Raw genomic sequence first — 13,490 nt, 5'->3', positions numbered from 1 at the left:
GCCCCTGCTCGCCCGCGCGCGTGGCTTCGACGGCGGCGTTCAACGCCAGGATGTTGGTCTGGAACGCGATGCTCTCGATCACGCCGACGATCCCGGAGATCCGCGTCGAACTGTTCGAAATCGCCGACATCGTCTCGACGACGCGCTGCATCGCCTCGCCGCCGCGCGACGCGATGCCGGCCGCGCCTTCGACGTAGGTGCGCGCATCGCGCGCGTTGTCCGCGTTCTGGCGCACGGCCGCCGTCAGTTGCTCGACGCTCGCCGCCGCCTGTTGCAGCGAGACGGCCTGCTGCTCGGTGCGCGCCGACAGGTCGACGTTGCCGCTCGCGATCGTGCGGACGTCGCCGACGATCGTCTCCGTGCTCGCGCGCACCTGGTTCACGGTATCGACGAGGCCGTCCTGCATCCGCTTCAGCGCATGCAGCAGATAGGCCATCTCGTTCTCGCCGGGTACGACGACCGTTCCGGTCAGGTCGCCTTTCGAGATCTTCTCGAACTGGTCGACCGCGAGATTGATCGGCTCGATGATCGCCTTCGCGAGCACGCGCTGCGCAAAGAAGCCGACAACGAGTGCGAAGACCGCGACCGCCGCCATCCCCCACACGATCCGGTGGAAATGGACCCCGGCCGCCTCATAGCGCGCCTTTTCGCGCGCGACCTGGAACGATTCGAGCGCATCGATCGCCTCCTGGTAGGCGGCGAACAGCGCGGGCGGCGCGGTGCGCTGCGTGTCGAGGAAGCCGAAACCGTCGTCGCCGTCGAGTTGCGAGAGCGCCTTCACGAACACGCCGTCAAGCAACGCCCGACGGCGATTCTGCAGCGTGTCGAACAGCGCCTGCTCGTCGGTGTTGCGCGCGTGCAGGCCCGCATAGGCATCCAGCTCGTCGTTGCTCTGCTTGAGGAGCGTGCGGAGTTTCGCGATCTCTTCCTTGCCCGAGTGGCCGGCGCTGATGATCTGCGCGACGTCGCTCATGCGTTCGCGCAGCACGAGCATCCGCTCGGAGCTGGTCTTCAGGTGCAGCAGCGACGCGGTGTCGTCGCGATACATCGCCTCGAGCGACGCGTTGCCCAGATAGAGGGCCGCGATGCATGCGCCGACCACCAGCACGAGCAGCACGGTATAGCCGGCGATGGTCGCGACGAGACCACCACGGATAGTGAGTTGTTTTCGCATGACGTTCCCTTGCGCCGGCCGGGCGCGGCCAACGACGGATGTGGATTCCGGATCACGAAAGACGCGCGCCGCGTCGCAACACGGGGCGCATGGGCTGCGAACGGGTTAACGGCGGGGGGAACGGGGAGGTTTTATCTGCACGCGACGTGAATCTTGACGATTGCGACAGGTGTCGGCCACTCCGCACCTGTTTCAGGCGCACACGCCGCGACCGGCGTTTGCCTGGTCGGGCTCAGGACGTGCAGCGATGCAGCCATCGAAGGCGAAGACTTCCTGAAGTTGGCCCGGACGTCAGGATCTACGACATCCGATGCGACTGGCGTTCCCGACGCGTTTATCGAGTGGGTCAGGATCAAGCCGAAGGCTGGCCCCCGGTGCTTCACGCATCGGATGGGGGCTCATCGCGGCGCGCTGGTGAATCCCGCGAATTTCATTTTCGATCATTGTTCTGTATGCCGAAAATTTTCCGAAGCGCGCCTCGATCAGTCATCCGCGTGCGATTTTTATTGCCTGAATCTCCAATGAGTCGAATGGTCTGCATATATCAGACGATGAATTAACAGGCAGTACCAGCGCAATCAAGACGCCAAATCCTTGACGACTCTCGATAAAGCAATATCGGAGACATTCGTGCGGCACTATTCAATAAATCCGGCAAATTCATCACCGATTCTTTCATTCCGATTTATTCCATATTGACTATACGTGACACAACAAAGACTTTCTCACACACGTAAACAATCAAGCTTCTTTTCACTTCACTCAACAATCAACGATGTGTGCAACTGATATTTGCAGAATTCGCGGTTCAACGGGGCTGCCGAAGAACCGGATAGCCCGGTATGTCACCTGATGCCTCCGCAACGGGGCTGCATCGGACACTGCGTACCTGGCGGCGGTTTCCCCTGGTTTTTGCAAAGTCACGGCGAATCGCCCCGTGTTCGCTCATTCCCGCTTCAACGTTGTGACCGGTAACAACGGCCGACCGTCCAGCCAATGCCTTTCCTCGCGACAACGCCGATTAATTCTGAATTTGCATCAATCCAGAGAAACGCGCCGCGCGCGCCACTGCTTCAAAAGAAAAGTCTCGGCACAATGCCGTCGCATGCAGGCGGTCGATGCGCGCGAATCCATCGCTGGCCAGCCGCATCGCCGACCGGATCGATTCGTCGATATCTCGCGCGCATTCCGTTACACACGTCCGACTCTCTAAAGGGACGTGCCCCACCCCGGTTCCAACATGGCTCAGACATCCACTCACCATCCGCCCCTGGCTGGCGGCCAGCTCGTCGTCGCCACTTTCGTGGTGGCGCTCGCCACTTTCATGACCGTCCTCGACACGTCGATCGCCAACGTCGCGATTCCCAACCTGTCCGGCAATCTCGGCGTATCGGTCGACGAGGGCACGTGGGTCATCACGATGTTCGCCGCCGCCAACGCCGTGTCGATTCCGTTGACCGGCTGGCTCACGCAACGCATCGGCCAGATCCGCTTGTTCGTCGGCTCGATCCTGATGTTCGTGTTCGCGTCGTGGCTGTGCGGCATCGCGCCGACGCTGCCCTTCCTGCTGGCCGCACGCATCCTCCAGGGCGTCGTGGCGGGCCCGCTGATTCCATTGTCGCAAGCGGTCCTGCTCAGCTCGTATCCGCGGGCCAAGTCCGGCACCGCACTGGCGTTATGGGCCATGACCGCGACCGTCGGCCCGATCGCGGGCCCGCTGCTGGGCGGCTGGATCACCGACAGCTACAGCTGGTCGTGGATCTTCTACGTCAACATCCCGGTCGGCCTCTTCGCGGCCAGCGTGATCTGGGCCATCTATCGCAACCGGGAGACGGAGACCCGCAAACAGCCGATCGACGTCGTCGGCCTGGTGCTGCTGATCGCGTGGGTCGCCACGCTGCAGATCATGCTCGACAAGGGGCGCGACCTCGACTGGTTCTCGTCGCCGATCATCATCGGGCTGACCATCGCCGCGCTGATCAGCTTCGCGTTGTTCCTGATCTGGGAATTGACCGAAGCGAACCCGATCGTCGATTTGCGATTGTTCACCCAACGCAACTTCCTCGGCGGCACGATTGCGATCTCGGTGTCGTACGCACTCTACTTCGGCAACCTGGTGCTGCTGCCGCAGTGGATGCAGGAAGACCTCGGCTATCGCGCCTTCGATGCCGGGCTCGTCACCGCGCCGGTCGGCATCTTCACCGTGCTGCTGTCGCCGTTCATGGGACGCGTGCTGAAAGCGGTCGACGCGCGCATCATCGCCACGCTGTCGTTCATCGGGTTTGCCGGCGTGTTCTACATGCGCGTGATGTACGTGACCGACATCGACACGTGGCATCTCGTGCTTCCGACGCTGCTGCAAGGCATTCCGGCCGTGCTGTGGTTCGTACCGCTGATCGCGATCATCCTGTCGGGACTGCCGCCGGAACGGATCCCGGCGGCGGCGGGCCTGTCGAATTTCGTCCGCATTTTTTGCGGTGCCGCGGGCACGTCCATTGCCGGCACGGTATGGAACAACCGAACGATCATGCATCACGCGCATCTGACCGAACAGGCGAACGTCAGCAACCCGATCTTCAATCAGCAGATCGACGCGATGCAGTCGTCGCTGCATCTCGACATGTCGTCCGCGCACGCGCTGTTCAATTCGCTCGTCGACGGCCAGGCCGCCATTCTCGGGCTCGACGATTTCTTCTACGCGTCGACGTTCATCTTTATCTGCATCATCCCGCTGATCTGGATCACCCGGCCGCTGAAGGGCGAATCGTCCGACGCCGCATCGGGCGCGCACTGACGCGTTCCGCGTAGCGCGCATACCGTCGGCGCCCCGGTATCGGGTGCGCCGACGGCGTGTTCGGGACGGCAGCGGTGATTGCGGCGCTTCCGCATCTCGATGCGCAACGCATGACGAGGTTGCCGTGCGTCGTCAGCCTCGTATCGCAGCCTTGACGCATGCGGACGCGATCTTGCCGCATACCCTGTGGAGCCGCACGTCGACGAGATCTGCCCGCATTCGTTTCCGCGCATGCAGCAGCCAGGCCATCTCAAGCAGTGCAGACGATCACCCGGGCGAATCTCCGCCAACCTTGGGCGGGAAACGACGCATCCCGAATCCCGGACGCACCGCGACGGGTCCCTAGCCGCCGCCGGCCAGCCTTGAACGGATCTCGTCGGGCGAGAGATCGCGTCGATGCGTGGCGATCTGCCATACATTTCCCCACGGATCTTTCACCATTGCCCGCCTGTCGCCGTACGGCATGTCGGCCGGCGCTTCGAGCTGGGTCGCATGCGCTGCAAGCGCCCGCTGACAGGTCAGATCGGCATCCTCGACATAGACGTACAGAAACGCGACGATCGGATCGCGCAGGCCGTCTTCCCCGCTGATCATCACGACGGAATCGCCGATCCTGATTTCCGCAGGCAATCCAGGGCGGTACGCGCCCTGCGCGTGAAATACCGTTCGCATGAATTCGATCAGGCCTTGCGGATCCGGCACGACGATTCGGGGCGTGACGGTATGCCATCCGTCGGGCTGGAACTTGACCATGTCGGGCAGCCTCCGAAGAGATATCGGGGGTATTGTCCTCCCGGCACCGGAGGTCTGCAAAGGATCGGCTACGGCCGGCACGCGGGCGCGCGCGCCCGCTTCAATCGACGATGAACAGCCTGGCGCCCGTCCGGGTCGACGATCGATGCGCTTCGGCATGATCCGCGACCTGGTAGCTCATGCCCGGTCGAAGCGTGAACTGCCGCCCGTCTTCGAGCTCCGTCAGCAACTCGCCTTCCAGGCAATACAGGATGTGACCTTTGACGCACCAGTGGTCGGCGAGGTAATCGGCCGAATAGTCGACCTGCCTCACGCGGATATCCCCGAACTGCATCGTCCGCCAGCGCGCGACCCCGCGTTCTCCGCGGTGCTCGGTCGGTTCCACGGTGCTCCAGTCGGTCGTTCCAAACGGGATGTCGGTCATTTTCATCATGCTTCTCCCTGTCGTGGCCTGGCTCGCGGGGCTTGACGCGCCCCTCAGAGAATCTCGACCTCGACGAACACCACTTCGTGATCCGTCGCGTTGACGACGTTGTGTTCGACGCCCTTCGGCCCCGCGTAGCTGCGCCCGGCGTGCAGTTGCGACTCCCGGTTGCCTTGTGCGGTTTCGAGCAGAAGCTGCCCGTCCGTTTGCGGCACGACGACATAGTCATGCTGATGAACATGCCAGCCGGTCTCGGCACCCGGTGCAAATCGCCATTCGGTGACGATCACGCGCTCGTTCGCTACTTGCTGCGTCGGGACGGCTTTCGGACGGTGTTGCATCGTATGTCTCCCACATTGTCGGGTGGCTTGGCGGCGCCCCGGCGGATGCCGCGATTCGGATGGCTCGCCATGCTCGCGGCCCATTCTAAAGACGAAGCGCATCGCTCGACACCTTCAGATGCGTTGCGTTTTCCGGCGCATCTGTTTTCGTCGAACGCAGCGCACACCGGCCGGTGCCGCTACTTCTTCGCGATCCGGTACTGGCAGATGAGACGCCCCTCGCGCAGGCAATGGTCCGTGACCGTGCGCCCCGTCGCTTCGGAAAAGTAGGCTGCGATGGCGCGACACACGCAGGGCGTTTCGCGCACGGCGCTCGCAACCGGGCAGCTGTAATTGCGAACCATGATCGCATTGCCGTCGGGGACCGCTTCGGTGTGCGCGCCCAGTGAATCGACGACGGCCATCGCGCCGGCCAGGTTCGTGTCGAAGTCGTCCGATGCCGGCAGGCCGTTCTCGCGCGCCAGGCGGCGGCCCGTTTCAACGAGCACCTTTTCGAGCTGGCGTTCGTCGAGATGCGCCTGAAGCGTGGCGAGCAGCGCCAGCAGAAACGCCGGATACGCGCTCGACGCCGCGTCCTCGCTGCCCGGCGCAGCCTCGTAGAGCACGGCCGGCTTGCCCGGTGTCCCGGTCTGCACCGGCTTGTGCCGGCGCACGAGCCCCTCCGCTTCCAGCTGCTTCAACTGCATGTTGATCGCCGTCCGCGTCACGTTGAGGGATTCGCAGAGCTGGACGACGGTCAGCGGTTCTCGTTGCAGCGCGCGTAGGACGTCGTTCTTGGTAGTCACGGGAAAAGGGTTCGGATCGGCGGGAGAGCGATCGATTATAGCCTCGCGACCGAAGGGCTCGACCGGGCTATATTAACAATAACGACACATCTATTTGTCATTATTGTCGATATGCACTAGACTCGTGTTGCCGTCCCCGTCCCCAACCCACCGAAGAGTTCCGATCATGAGACGATCCGCGTCCCGTCTTTCCTGGGCGTTCCTGTTTGGCCTCGCGGCCGCGCAGGCAGCGTCCGCCCAAACGCCTGCGCCTTCCGCCGGCCAGAAGTCGTCCCCCACACAGTTGGTCGATGCGCTGAATGGCGTGTTTGGCCGGCATCCCGGCGCACGCGCCGTGCATGCGAAGGGCATCGTGCTCGAGGGGTCGTTTACGCCGAGCGCCGCTGCGCCGGCCATCAGCAAGGCGCCGCACTTCCAGGCCGCCGTCCCGGTGGTCGTCCGGTTCTCCGACTTTGCCGGCATTCCCGATATTGCGGACAACCATCCGCTCGCGTCGCCGCGCGGCTTCGCCATCAAGTTCAAGCTGCCGAACGGCAGCGATACCGATATCGTCGCGCATTCGTTCAACGGGTTTCCCTCGCCGACGGCCGACGACTTTCGCGATCTGCTGATCGCGATCGGCACGAGCGGCCCGAATGCGGCCAAGCCGACGCCGCTGGATACCTATCTGGAAAGCCACCCGGTCGCGAAAGCGTTTCTCACCGCGCCGAAGCCGTTCCCGGCCAGCTATGCGACGCTGCCGTACTTCGGCGTCAATACGTTCCGTTTCATCGACGCGAAAGGCGCCGTGACCTATGGGCGTTATCAGATGCTGCCGATCGACGGCGAACACTATGTATCGGATGCGGAGGCGGCCAAGGTGGCGCCCGACTACCTCCAAACGGAAATCCGCCAGCGCGTCGCGCGCTCGCCGATTCGGTTCCGCCTCGTGCTGCAGATCGCCCAACCCGGCGACAAGCTCGACGATCCCTCCATCGCATGGTCGAACACCCATCGCACCGTGGAGCTCGGCACGATCTCGATCACGAAAGCGGTCGCCGACAATGCGGTGGCGCAGCGCCGCCTGCTGTTCCTGCCCAACGCACTGCCGGCCGGTATCGAGGCGGAAGACCCGATGATCAATGCACGTTCGGCCGCCTATCCGGTTTCGTTCGCGCGCCGCCAGCAGTAAGTGCGACGATCGTTCTGGTCAACGCCTTCGCCATCAACTCAGTAGTCCATATGAAGCACGGCACGCCGCCTCCGAGAGAAACGACATGCCGTGCCGACACTATCCCGACCCAGGAGAAATTCCCGTGCCAATGCTCAAATTCGACCTCATCGAGGGCCGCACCGACGAACAGGTCCGCACGCTGCTGGACGCTGCCCATCAGGCGATGGTGCAGGCGTTCGACGTCCCCGCGACCGATCGCTACCAGTCCGTCACGCAGCATCGCCCCGGCGAACTCGTGGTGGAAGACACCGGCCTCGGCTATCCGCGATCCCGGGACGTGGTGCTGCTGACGGCAGTGAGCCGCCAGCGCACCGAGTCGCAGAAGCTCGCGTTCTACCGTCTGCTCGTCGAGAACCTGCACACGCAATGCGGCATCTCGCCGGACGACGTCGTCGTGTCCATCGTCGAGAACGGCGACGCGGACTGGTCGTTCGGTCGCGGGCGGGCGCAGTTCATCACCGGCGAACTCACCTGATCGCCGGCTGTGCAACGCTGATTGCGATCGCCAACCGTTCCGCTCCGGGTCGAATGCAGCCGGGGCGGAACGATGGTCGATACGGGCGGCACACGCCCATCGCAAGCCGCGGCCTAGTCGTCACGACACGACTTGCCGCAACGAGGCGGCCACGATCAGTCTCCGCGCGATCCACGCACGACGGGCGCGAGTCGCCCATCCCCCGCATCAAGCGACCGCGCAACCCGAAACCCGAGATCGTCGATCGCGAAGGTCGGATGACTGCGACGGCGATTCGTCGCAAGGCAACTGCGCTCGACATCGGCCCAACCCCCACCGCGAAACACGCGATACGAACCGTAGACTTCCGGGTCGTATTGATCCGCGCACCACTCCCACACATTGCCCAGCATGTCGTGCAGCCCCCAGCCGTTGGGCTGCTTCCGGCCGACCTCGTGCGTGCGGCCGCCGGCGTTTTCCCGGTACCACGCGATGGCGTCGAGCTCGCCGTACCTCGGGCCATGCGTTCCCGCGCGGCATGCGTACTCCCACTCCGCTTCGGTCGGCAGCCGATAGCCGTTGCTGCCCGGAACCAAGGCGGCACCCGTTCCGTCCTCGTGGATGTCGTAACCGCAATGCAGACCGTCGGCCGTCGACAGCCGGTTGCAGAACCGGACGGCGTCGAGCCACGACACGTTCTCCACCGGGTGTTGCGCGCCGGCATGCGACGATGGCGCCAGCCCCGTGACCGCCGCGTATTGCGCCTGGGTCACCGGATAGCGGCCGATCGCAAAGCGTTGCAGATCGACGCACCAGGTGCGGCCGATCCGGTCGTCCCTCAATGCAATGGTGCCGGCGGGAACCGGCACCATCGGCAGATCGAGTGTGTCAGGCGGGTATTCGATGTTCTTCACGCTGGCGCACCTTTATGAAGCCGGCCGGACGGAACCGGCCTCGTCATAAGCGACGATGTTCAACCCTTCCGTCGCAGTCGGCACGACGAAGTAGCGCGTGATCCGTTCGAACTCGGCGTCGGACGCCTGGAACGGATGATCGCCTCGCGCATTGCGCGCGTGCAGCCGCGCCTTGCAAACGGCATCGCTGACGTCGAGGTAGTGCAATCGATGGTCGCAGCCGGCAGCCTGCGAAATGGCGAGCCCCCATGTACGCGCGGCGACGGTATTGAACGGCACATCGAGCACCACCGACACGCCGGCCTGCAGCACCGCGCGGGCCTGATCGGCCATCACGTGGCCGACGCGCTTCGCACACCGGACATAGTCGTCGATCGACAGGATCTCGCCCGGATAGAGCTGCGCGAGCCACGCGTCTTCGCTGATCGAAACGACCGGCCCGGCGCTCGCGAGCCGCGCGACGAGCGTCGATTTTCCGGACGCGATTTTGCCGCATACCATGTGGAGCAACACGGCATCGTTCGATGCCGTCGCGTGAAGTGACTTCCCCGTCTGCATGTCCAGGCTCTCCATCGAATGCCCAGAAAGCAAAAACCCGCCTTCCGGGCGGGTTGTGACGATATCCATTCAGTCGATCGCTATCCCGCCGGCAACGTTGCGGCGCAAATAATCGAACGGGTTTGCGAATGGGTCATGGGCGTCAGAATAACCAACTGCCCGATCGCGAGCAAGCGGGTTCGAAACGGCGCGCGTCAGCTTGCGCACGCGAAGCCGGTGCAGGCACGACAGCGGCGGGCGTGAATCATGGCCAGTAGCCGGCCTTTTCGTCGAACCCGCGCGCCGCCAAACGGGCCCGGGCGTCGTCGTTCCATTTCATGCTGCCCGACGACAGGCCGACGGAACGGGTGGCCGGCGGCCAATCACGATCACGCAACGCATTCAGGTCAAGTGCCACGCCCGACGCGCGAAACTCCCGCAACCGGTCCTGCCCGTCCAGCCCGGGCAAATCCGCGAGCTTCCGGCAATTGAACAGCGCGAGCCGTTCCAGCTTCGCACCGGACAGATCCAGCGTCGTGAGCTGCAACTGATCCTCGATGCGCAACGCGGAAAGCGACGGCAAGCGCGACAGGTCGCCCAAGGTGGCAAGCCCGCGCACGCGCAGGATCTGCAGCATCTCGAGGGTGGTGCTCGACAGATCGTCGATGGCGTCGCGGCCGCCCAGGATCAGCGTCATTTCCGTCAACGCCGGCATGGCCGGGATGAAGCCGAGCGGATGCTTCTTTGCATGGGAACCGAGCGTCAGCTTGCGCAAGCCGGGCAGGCCGGCGAGTACGTCGATCCCCTTTGCATGGCCGTGCACGAAGAGTTCGGTCAACGACCCGCACTTCGCCAGCGGCGACAGATCGATGTTCCGCTTCTCGTTTTCAATCAGCACGAGCCGCTCGAGCGGACCGAGGTCGAGCGTGTCGAGAAAGTCCGGCCGGTTCAGCTTGAACACCCCGAAGCTCAACCGTTTCAGCGCGGGAAGCCGGCCGATTTCTTCTTCATGCACGATCTCGGTCAGGCAATCGACCGCCAGGTCCCGGACGTCGGGCAAATGGCGCAGCACGACCGCATCGAACCGTGCCGAGTAGTGGCCGTAAAACCGGACCTGAAGACGATTCCCGGCGAGCCGGCACGCTTCGTTCAGCGATTGCAGGATCGCCGGGCCGTACGCTTCGGGCCGGCTGAACTGGACGACCAGCCGCTCGCGTTGCGCGCAAGCTTCCGCGATTTCGATCGGCGAAAGCGTTTCCGGGTCGTTCACCCGGCCACTGTCTACCTGCAGCATGCACTCTCCGGCGATTCGTTCACGATCCCGTCACGGCGCAGGCCCACGCCTGCCTTGTCTTCCCGCCACCGACGTCCACCCCGTGCCGGGCGTCATCCCGGAAACACACCCTTGCTCATCGCGTCGAGTTGCCGGCCGATTTCGGCGCGCAATTCGGCGGAGATCTCGAGGCTGTCGAGCAGTTTCGAAATCCACAGCCCGTCGGCGGCGAGCCGGCAGATCATCAGCGTGGCGGCCTGCTCGAGCGGCACGGCGTCGGGGCGCGTCCATTCCCGCATCGGCACCGACCATCGCTCGCGCGTGTCCTGGTCAGTAATCATCGACGCGACCAGCACACGCAGCACATCGGTACTCGCGGCCGGATGCGACTCGTCGAGCACCGCATGCATGTAGGCACGCGCCACCGCGCCTGCGCCATCGGCATCCGCCGCCACCCGCGCGGCCATCTGCGCGGCGAACCGCTCGGTCGCCTGACCGAACAGTGCGTCCAGCAGCCCCTGCTTGTTCGCGAAGTGATACTGCAGCGCGCCTTTCGTCACGCCGGCACGCTCGGCCACCGCATCGAGCGTCAGCGCGGCCACACCGTGATGTGTCGCGATTTCCGATGCAGCCGCCAGCAACTGCGCACGCACCTGATCCGGCGCTTTTTTTCGACGCACGCCGGCGGTGGGGGCGGCCGGCGCCGACGATGCTTCAGGCGCCTGCGTGCCGGCCGCTCCAGCCGGTTCATCGGGCGCGGACACATCGTGCGGCGCGGGTTCGAGGTGTTTTTTCATGGTGCGGATGGTAGCACCCGGGCGTCTCAATATAAACATTCCGGCCGGATGGTATGATCCGCCGCATGACTAAACCCACCCCCTCCCCCTGGTCCGCGCTCGACACCGCCATCGCCCGTGGACGCGACGCCCTCGTGCGTCTCCAGCAGCCCGACGGCAGCTGGTGTTTCGAACTCGAATCCGATGCGACGATCACCGCGGAATACATCCTGATGATGCATTTCATGGACAAGATCGACGACATCCGCCAGGAGAAGATGGCGCGCTACCTGCGCGCGAACCAGCGGCTCGACACGCATGGCGGCTGGGCGCTGTACGTCGATGGCGATCCGGACGTGTCGTGCAGCGTGAAGGCGTATTTCGCGCTGAAGGCGGCCGGTGACAGCGAACACGCGCCGCACATGGTTCGCGCGCGCGACGCGATCCTGAAGCTCGGCGGCGCGGCCCGCGCGAACGTGTTCACGCGCATCCTGCTCGCGACGTTCGGCCAGGTGCCGTGGCGCGCGACGCCGTTCATGCCGATCGAATTCGTGCTGTTCCCGAAGTGGGTGCCGATCTCGATGTACAAGGTCGCGTACTGGGCGCGCACGACGATGGTGCCGCTGCTCGCGCTGTGCTCGCTGAAAGCGCGGGCGCGCAATCCGCGCAACATCTCGATCCGCGAGCTGTTCGTCACGCCGCCGGACGAGGAACGCCAGTACTTCCCGCCCGCCCGCGGCATGCGCAGGCTGTTCCTCGCGCTCGACCGCACGGTGCGCCATGTCGAGCCGCTGATGCCGAAGGGCCTGCGGCAGCGCGCGATCCGCCATGCCGAGGCGTGGTGCGCGGAGCGCATGAACGGCGAGGACGGGCTCGGCGGCATCTTCCCGCCGATCGTGTACGCCAACCAAATGATGCAGGTGCTCGGCTACCCGGACGATCACCCGCTGCGGCGCGACTGCGACAATGCGCTGGAGAAACTGCTGATCACGCGGCCGGACGGCAGCATGTATTGCCAGCCGTGCCTGTCGCCGGTGTGGGATACCGCATGGAGCACGATGGCGCTCGAGCAGGCCCGCGGCGTGGCGGTGGCGGAAGACGGCGAGCCGGGCGACGCACGGCGCGCACTCGACGAACGCATCGCACGCGCATACGACTGGCTGGCCGTACGCCAGGTGAACGACCTGCGCGGCGACTGGATCGAAAACGCGCCGGCCGACGTCCAGCCGGGCGGATGGGCGTTCCAGTACGCGAACCCGTACTACCCCGACATCGACGACACGGCCGTCGTCACCGCGATGCTCGATCGCCGCGGCCGCACGCATGGCAACGCGGACGGCACGAACCCGTATGCGCCGCGTGTCGCGCGTGCACTCGACTGGATGCGCGGGCTGCAATCGCGCAACGGCGGCTTCGGGGCATTCGACGCCGACTGCGACCGCCTGTACCTGAACGCGATCCCGTTCGCCGATCACGGCGCACTGCTCGATCCGCCGACCGAGGACGTATCGGGCCGCGTGCTGCTGTGCTTCGGCGTGACGAAACGCGCGGACGAACACGCGTCGCTCGCGCGCTGCATCGACTACGTGAAGCGCACGCAGCAGCCCGACGGCAGCTGGTGGGGCCGCTGGGGCACGAACTACATCTACGGTACGTGGAGCGTGCTGGCCGGCCTCGCGCTCGCCGGCGAGGACAAGTCGCAGCCGTATATCGCCCGCGCGATCGAATGGCTGCGCTCACGGCAGCATGCGGACGGCGGCTGGGGCGAGACGAACGACAGCTACATCGACCCGAAGCTGAGCGGCACCAACGGCGGCGAAAGCACGTCGAACTTCACCGCGTGGGCGCTGCTCGCGCAGATGGCGTTCGGCGACTGCGAATCCGATTCGGTGAAGCGCGGCATCGCGTATCTGCAGTCGGTGCAGCAGGAAGACGGCTTCTGGTGGCACCGCTCGCACAATGCGCCGGGCTTTCCGCGCATCTTCTATCTGAAGTATCACGGCTATACCGCGTACTTCCCGCTGTGGGCGCTCGCGCGCTATCGACGGCGTG

The 13,490-nt window shown here is 64.7% G+C and carries 13 protein-coding genes; 4 read left to right on the top strand and 9 right to left on the bottom strand.

From position 1 onward, the window contains the following. Positions 1 to 1,174, bottom strand: a 1,174-nt coding sequence (locus tag G3N93_RS22085; protein WP_206133948.1) for a methyl-accepting chemotaxis protein, incomplete at its 3' end; no start/stop codon positions are given. A 1,240-nt stretch (positions 1,175 to 2,414) separates the two neighbouring features. Here G3N93_RS22085 and G3N93_RS22080 point away from each other — a divergent pair. After that, positions 2,415 to 3,968 carry a DHA2 family efflux MFS transporter permease subunit gene (locus tag G3N93_RS22080; RefSeq protein ID WP_206133947.1) on the top strand — a complete coding sequence of 518 codons (1,554 nt, stop codon included), beginning with the start codon at positions 2,415 to 2,417 and terminating at the stop codon, positions 3,966 to 3,968. 342 nt (positions 3,969 to 4,310) lie between these two features. On the opposite strand, the gene G3N93_RS22075 is transcribed toward G3N93_RS22080, so the two are convergent. From G3N93_RS22075 to G3N93_RS22060, 4 genes are all read right to left on the bottom strand, one after another. Beyond that, on the bottom strand, positions 4,311 to 4,880 hold the full coding sequence (locus G3N93_RS22075) for a VOC family protein (protein WP_241026653.1): 570 nt from the start codon (positions 4,878 to 4,880) through the stop codon (positions 4,311 to 4,313). Beyond that, positions 4,822 to 5,151, bottom strand: a complete 330-nt coding sequence (locus G3N93_RS22070) for a DHCW motif cupin fold protein (protein ID WP_206122537.1) — start codon at positions 5,149 to 5,151, stop codon at positions 4,822 to 4,824. Before G3N93_RS22070 ends, G3N93_RS22075 begins: the two co-directional genes overlap by 59 nt. A gap of 47 nt (positions 5,152 to 5,198) precedes the next feature. Further along, on the bottom strand, positions 5,199 to 5,486 hold the full coding sequence (locus tag G3N93_RS22065) for a cupin domain-containing protein (protein ID WP_011350198.1): 288 nt from the start codon (positions 5,484 to 5,486) through the stop codon (positions 5,199 to 5,201). A gap of 179 nt (positions 5,487 to 5,665) precedes the next feature. Then, positions 5,666 to 6,271 (bottom strand): metalloregulator ArsR/SmtB family transcription factor, encoded by a 606-nt coding sequence (locus G3N93_RS22060; protein WP_174939190.1) that lies wholly within the window; start codon positions 6,269 to 6,271, stop codon positions 5,666 to 5,668. Between the two features lie 166 nt (positions 6,272 to 6,437). On the opposite strand from G3N93_RS22060, the gene G3N93_RS22055 reads away from it, so the two are divergent. Next, entirely contained in the window at positions 6,438 to 7,442 is a 1,005-nt protein-coding gene (locus tag G3N93_RS22055) for a catalase family peroxidase (RefSeq protein ID WP_206133946.1), read from the top strand. A 130-nt stretch (positions 7,443 to 7,572) separates the two neighbouring features. Then, positions 7,573 to 7,959, top strand: a complete 387-nt coding sequence (locus G3N93_RS22050; RefSeq protein WP_241011607.1) for a tautomerase family protein — start codon at positions 7,573 to 7,575, stop codon at positions 7,957 to 7,959. Between the two features lie 155 nt (positions 7,960 to 8,114). On the opposite strand, the gene G3N93_RS22045 is transcribed toward G3N93_RS22050, so the two are convergent. The 4 genes from G3N93_RS22045 to G3N93_RS22030 form a co-directional block, all read right to left on the bottom strand. Beyond that, entirely contained in the window at positions 8,115 to 8,852 is a 738-nt protein-coding gene (locus G3N93_RS22045) for a formylglycine-generating enzyme family protein (protein ID WP_206133945.1), read from the bottom strand. A 12-nt stretch (positions 8,853 to 8,864) separates the two neighbouring features. Next, positions 8,865 to 9,410, bottom strand: a complete 546-nt coding sequence (locus G3N93_RS22040; protein ID WP_206133944.1) for an ATP-binding protein — start codon at positions 9,408 to 9,410, stop codon at positions 8,865 to 8,867. A gap of 244 nt (positions 9,411 to 9,654) precedes the next feature. After that, on the bottom strand, positions 9,655 to 10,683 hold the full coding sequence (locus G3N93_RS22035; protein WP_174933583.1) for a hypothetical protein: 1,029 nt from the start codon (positions 10,681 to 10,683) through the stop codon (positions 9,655 to 9,657). Positions 10,684 to 10,775: 92 nt separating this feature from the next. After that, positions 10,776 to 11,459: a TetR/AcrR family transcriptional regulator gene (locus tag G3N93_RS22030; RefSeq protein ID WP_174933585.1), complete on the bottom strand. Its 684-nt coding sequence runs from the start codon at positions 11,457 to 11,459 to the stop codon at positions 10,776 to 10,778. Positions 11,460 to 11,512: 53 nt separating this feature from the next. On the opposite strand from G3N93_RS22030, the gene shc reads away from it, so the two are divergent. Further along, positions 11,513 to 13,490 (top strand): squalene--hopene cyclase (shc, locus tag G3N93_RS22025; RefSeq protein WP_206133943.1); only part of this gene is annotated, 1,978 nt, incomplete at its 3' end.

This window comes from Burkholderia sp. Se-20378 (genome assembly GCF_017104665.1).
GTDB lineage: Bacteria > Pseudomonadota > Gammaproteobacteria > Burkholderiales > Burkholderiaceae > Burkholderia > Burkholderia lata.
This window is presented reverse-complemented; position numbering and strand designations above follow the sequence as displayed.

Bases quoted from the DNA above. Each gene is read 5' to 3' on its own strand.
- G3N93_RS22080 (WP_206133947.1), top strand. From the start codon at position 2,415: ATGGCTCAGACATCCACTCACCATCCGCCCCTGGCTGGCGGCCAGCTC.
- G3N93_RS22075 (WP_241026653.1), bottom strand. From the start codon at position 4,880: ATGCCGAAGCGCATCGATCGTCGACCCGGACGGGCGCCAGGCTGTTCA.
- G3N93_RS22070 (WP_206122537.1), bottom strand. From the start codon at position 5,151: ATGAAAATGACCGACATCCCGTTTGGAACGACCGACTGGAGCACCGTG.
- G3N93_RS22065 (WP_011350198.1), bottom strand. From the start codon at position 5,486: ATGCAACACCGTCCGAAAGCCGTCCCGACGCAGCAAGTAGCGAACGAG.
- G3N93_RS22055 (WP_206133946.1), top strand. From the start codon at position 6,438: ATGAGACGATCCGCGTCCCGTCTTTCCTGGGCGTTCCTGTTTGGCCTC.
- G3N93_RS22050 (WP_241011607.1), top strand. From the start codon at position 7,573: ATGCTCAAATTCGACCTCATCGAGGGCCGCACCGACGAACAGGTCCGC.
- G3N93_RS22040 (WP_206133944.1), bottom strand. From the start codon at position 9,410: ATGCAGACGGGGAAGTCACTTCACGCGACGGCATCGAACGATGCCGTG.
- G3N93_RS22035 (WP_174933583.1), bottom strand. From the start codon at position 10,683: ATGCTGCAGGTAGACAGTGGCCGGGTGAACGACCCGGAAACGCTTTCG.
- G3N93_RS22030 (WP_174933585.1), bottom strand. From the start codon at position 11,459: ATGAAAAAACACCTCGAACCCGCGCCGCACGATGTGTCCGCGCCCGAT.